Origin of the sequence: Allosphingosinicella sp., from assembly GCF_036387215.1 — a bacterium.
Taxonomy (GTDB): domain Bacteria; phylum Pseudomonadota; class Alphaproteobacteria; order Sphingomonadales; family Sphingomonadaceae; genus Allosphingosinicella.
In genome coordinates this window covers 1-4,040 of sequence record NZ_DASVUE010000271.1, presented here as the reverse complement: position 1 = coordinate 4,040, position 4,040 = coordinate 1, and the positions used below count along the sequence as shown (strand labels likewise).

Here is a 4,040-nt window from a genome sequence, read left to right as displayed (position 1 = left end):
GGGCAGGCGCGGCTGTCGGCGGCCTTGCTCGCGGAGGAGACGGGCGTTCCGCTGCCGACGGCGCAGAAGCTGATGGGGCGGCTCGCCTCGGCCGGCCTCCTCAGCTCGGCGCGCGGGACGGGCGGCGGCTTCCGCCTAGCGCGGGAGGCGAACGGCATCAGCCTCGCCGACATCATCGAGGCGGTCGAAGGGCCGATCGCGATGACGGTCTGCGTGGACGAGAAGAGGAACGATTGTGCGCTCGACGGGCACTGCCTGGTGAAGCCGCACCTCAATGTAGTGAACGGCGCGGTGCGCGGAGCCCTCCAGGGCGTTTCGCTCCAAAGCCTTGCAGGTGAACTGAAGTGACGGACGTAAGGAATCGTGAAGCCCAGGAGGCCGCCGACCGCGCCTCCACCTACGAATGGGGCTTCTCCTCGGACATCGAGCAGGAATTCGCGCCCAAGGGCCTTTCCGAAGACACCGTCCGCTACATCTCAGCCAAGAAGAATGAGCCTGAGTGGATGCTCGACTGGCGGCTCAAGGCCTATCGCGCTTGGCTCGAGATGGACGAGGTAAGCTGGGCGAAGCTCAGCATCCCGACCATCGATTTCCAGGACGCCTATTATTACGCCGAGCCCAAGAAGAAGCCGGAGCTGAAGAGCCTCGACGAGCTCGATCCTGAGATCCGCCGCACCTACGAGAAGCTCGGAATCCCGATCGAGGAGCAGAAGGTCCTCGCCGGGGTCGAGGGTGCGCGCAAGGTGGCCGTGGATGCGGTGTTCGACAGCGTCTCGGTCGCCACCACCTTCCGCGCCGAACTCGAGAAGGCCGGCGTCATCTTCCGCTCCATCTCCGAAGCGATCCGCGAGTATCCGGACCTCGTCCGCAAGTATCTCGGCTCCGTGGTGCCGCAGCGCGACAATTACTTCGCCTGCCTCAACAGCGCCGTCTTCTCCGACGGCACCTTCGTCTACATCCCCGAGGGCGTCCGCTGCCCCATGGAGCTGTCGACCTATTTCCGGATCAATGCCCAGAATACCGGCCAGTTCGAGCGCACTCTGATCGTCGCCGACAAGGGCAGCTACGTCTCCTATCTGGAAGGCTGCACCGCGCCGATGCGCGACGAGAACCAGCTCCACGCAGCGGTGGTCGAGCTCTACGCCCACGAGGACGCGGAGATTAAGTACAGCACCGTGCAGAATTGGTACCCGGGTGATGCGAACGGCGTCGGCGGAATCTACAATTTCGTCACCAAGCGCGCGATGTGCGCCGGCGACCGCTCGAAGGTGAGCTGGACCCAGGTTGAGACCGGCTCCGCAATCACCTGGAAATATCCGTCCTGCATCCTAAAAGGGGACGGCAGCGTCGGCGAATTCTATTCGGTCGCGCTCACCAACAATCGCCAGCAGGCCGATACGGGCACCAAGATGGTCCACATCGGCAAGAACAGCCGCTCGACCATCGTCTCCAAGGGCATCAGCGCCGGCCGCTCCGACAACACCTACCGCGGCCTCGTCCGCGTCAACGCGGGCGCCGAGAATGTCCGCAACTTCACCCAGTGCGATTCGCTGCTGCTCGGCGATCAATGCGGCGCCCACACCGTTCCCTATATCGAAGTGAAGAACCCCACCGCGCAGATCGAGCACGAGGCCACCACCTCCAAGATCAGCGACGACCAGCTCTTCTACGCCATGCAGCGCGGCCTCAATCAGGAGGACGCGGTGGCGCTGATCGTCAACGGCTTCGCCCGCGAGGTGCTGCAGCAGCTCCCGATGGAGTTCGCGGTGGAAGCGCAGAAGCTGCTGGGGATTAGCCTGGAGGGAAGCGTCGGATGATTGCAGCGGCCATTACTCTAGTCTTTTTGCAGGCTTCCGCGGCCGGGGCTGCCGCGCAGCAAAGCCAGCCCGTTGTTCGGCGGCAAGGCTTCGTCACCGCAGCTCCGGAGGCTACATATCCCGAAGCCCTGTTGCCGATGGTGCAGGAATACCAGCGCTGCCTTCATCCGGCCGGCCGCACAGTTTATGATCCTGGTGCCGGCTATGAGGGGGCCACCCGTGCTCGTTTGGCAGACTGCAGCGCGGTGCGCGATTGGGCGATATCAAGCGCTCTGACCGCTTACAAAGCAGGCCACAAAACCGAGCAGAGGTCGAGCGAACAGGTCGAGGCGATATTCGAACGCCTTGATAAGCAGGCGCTCTTGAATGCCCGATATTTTGACAAGCTAGAGGCTGGAGAAGTGCCTCCTCCCCGGCCCGGCGAGGTTATCGTTCTTTCGGAAGATAATGATGCTCCAAATCAATAACCTGCACGCCGAGATCGACGGAAAACCGATCCTCAACGGCCTCACGCTTAGTGTCGGCGCGGGCGAGGTCCACGCGATCATGGGGCCGAACGGCGCCGGCAAGTCCACGCTCGGCTACGTGCTCGGCGGTCGGCCCGGCTACGAGGTGACCGACGGCTCCGTCACCTTCGACGGCAAGGACCTGCTCGACATGGCGCCGGACGAGCGCGCCGCCGCCGGCCTCTTCCTCGGCTTCCAATATCCGGTCGAGATCCCCGGCGTCTCGAACGTCCAGTTCCTTCGCACCGCGCTGAACGCCCAGCGCCGCGCGCGCGGCGAGGCGGAGCTCAGCGCCGGCGACTTCCTCCGCCTCGCCCGTGCCCAGGGCGACGCGCTCGGCGTCTCGATGGACATGCTGAAGCGGCCGGTGAATGTCGGCTTCTCGGGCGGCGAGAAGAAGCGCAACGAGATGGTCCAGATGGGCCTCATCAATCCGCGCCTCGCGGTGCTCGACGAGACCGACAGCGGCCTCGACATCGACGCGCTCCGCGTCGTCGGCGACGGCATCAACCGCATCATGCGCGCGCCGGACAAGGCGGTGCTCCTCATCACCCACTACCAGCGCTTGCTCGACATCGTTCAGCCCGATCGCGTCCATGTCCTCGCCGCCGGCCGCATCGTCCGCTCCGGCGGCCCCGAGCTTGCCCTCGAGCTCGAGCGCGAAGGCTATGGAGCGATCGCGGCATGATTTCCGCCCTCCTGCAAGGCGTCGCTCATGCTCCGTTCAAGGGCATGTCTCCGTCGCCCTTCCCCCTGAAGCGCCGCCCGAATCGAAAGGTTCGGCGCCGAAGTTTTTCGGCCTTTGGGGGGATGAACTTTATGAACCTTCCGGCCGCCGAGGCGCTTTCCTGATGCTGCTCGATCTCCCTTCGAATCGGAGCGAAGGCTGGCGCTGGAGCGACCTTTCGGCCTTGCCGGAGATCGCGGCCCGTCAGCCGAGCGGCACCGTGCCGGAGGCGCTGCCGTGGATCCACTGCGCGGGCGAGGGGCCACGGCTGCTGTTTGTCGACGGGAAGCTGGCGGCCGAGCAGAGCAACCTCGGCACCATCGAGATCGGCAGCATCCAGGTCGATCCCGCCGATCACGCGCTGGCCCGGCTCGTTGGCCGCGAAGGCTGGAAGCTGAAGCTCGGCCCCGACCAGGCGCCGCAGGGCCTGGTGCAGGTGATCCACCTCTCCACCGGCGCCGCGGACCACCTTCCGGCCGAGATCGAGCTCGACGTCGATGCCCAGGCATCGGTGGTCGAAACCTATGTCGGCGAGGGCTGGATCAACCGCCTCTCCACGATGACCCTGTTCAGGGGCGCGCGCCTGATGCTGAGCCGCCGGCTGCTCGGGCAGGGCGGCTATGTCAGCCTCACCGACCGTGCGACGGTGGGCGAAGGCGCCAGCCTCGTCCTCACCACGCTCGGCGCCGGAAGCAGCGATGCGCGGCTCGACGGGCAGATCACTATCGCCGGCGAAGCCGGTTTTGCGGAGGTGGGCGGCGCTCTCCTCGCCCGCGGGCGGCAGCGCCATGACGTCAACCTCGTCGTCCACCACGGCGGGGTGCGCGGCATGAGCCGCCAGGTCTGGCGCTCGGTCGCCGACGACCGGTCCACCTGCTCCGTCGCCGCACGGGTGGAGGTCGCGCGCGGCGCTCAGAAGACGGACGGCGAGCAGTCGCTGAAGGGGCTGCTCCTGAACCGCGGCGCCACGATCAACGCCAAGCCGGAGCT

Annotated in this window: 5 protein-coding genes; all 5 read left to right on the top strand. The window is 65.9% G+C overall.

The window, feature by feature from the left end; all coding sequences use genetic code 11:
- A partial coding sequence (locus tag VF662_RS11095; RefSeq protein ID WP_464141072.1) for an RrF2 family transcriptional regulator occupies nucleotides 1-348 on the top strand: 348 nt, incomplete at its 5' end.
- A complete protein-coding gene (sufB, locus tag VF662_RS11090) occupies nucleotides 345-1,817 on the top strand; it encodes a Fe-S cluster assembly protein SufB (RefSeq protein WP_464141070.1) in 1,473 nt (490 codons plus the stop codon). The genes VF662_RS11095 and sufB, both read left to right, overlap by 4 nt.
- The gene (locus tag VF662_RS11085; protein ID WP_464141068.1) at nucleotides 1,814-2,284 is read left to right on the top strand and encodes a hypothetical protein; all 471 of its coding nucleotides are present in this window, start codon (nucleotides 1,814-1,816) and stop codon (nucleotides 2,282-2,284) included. Before sufB ends, VF662_RS11085 begins: the two co-directional genes overlap by 4 nt.
- On the top strand, nucleotides 2,268-3,011 hold the full coding sequence (gene sufC, locus VF662_RS11080) for a Fe-S cluster assembly ATPase SufC (RefSeq protein WP_464141066.1): 744 nt from the start codon (nucleotides 2,268-2,270) through the stop codon (nucleotides 3,009-3,011). Before VF662_RS11085 ends, sufC begins: the two co-directional genes overlap by 17 nt.
- A 163-nt stretch (nucleotides 3,012-3,174) precedes the next feature.
- On the top strand, nucleotides 3,175-4,040 hold an 866-nt coding region (locus tag VF662_RS11075; RefSeq protein ID WP_464141064.1), incomplete at its 3' end, for a SufD family Fe-S cluster assembly protein.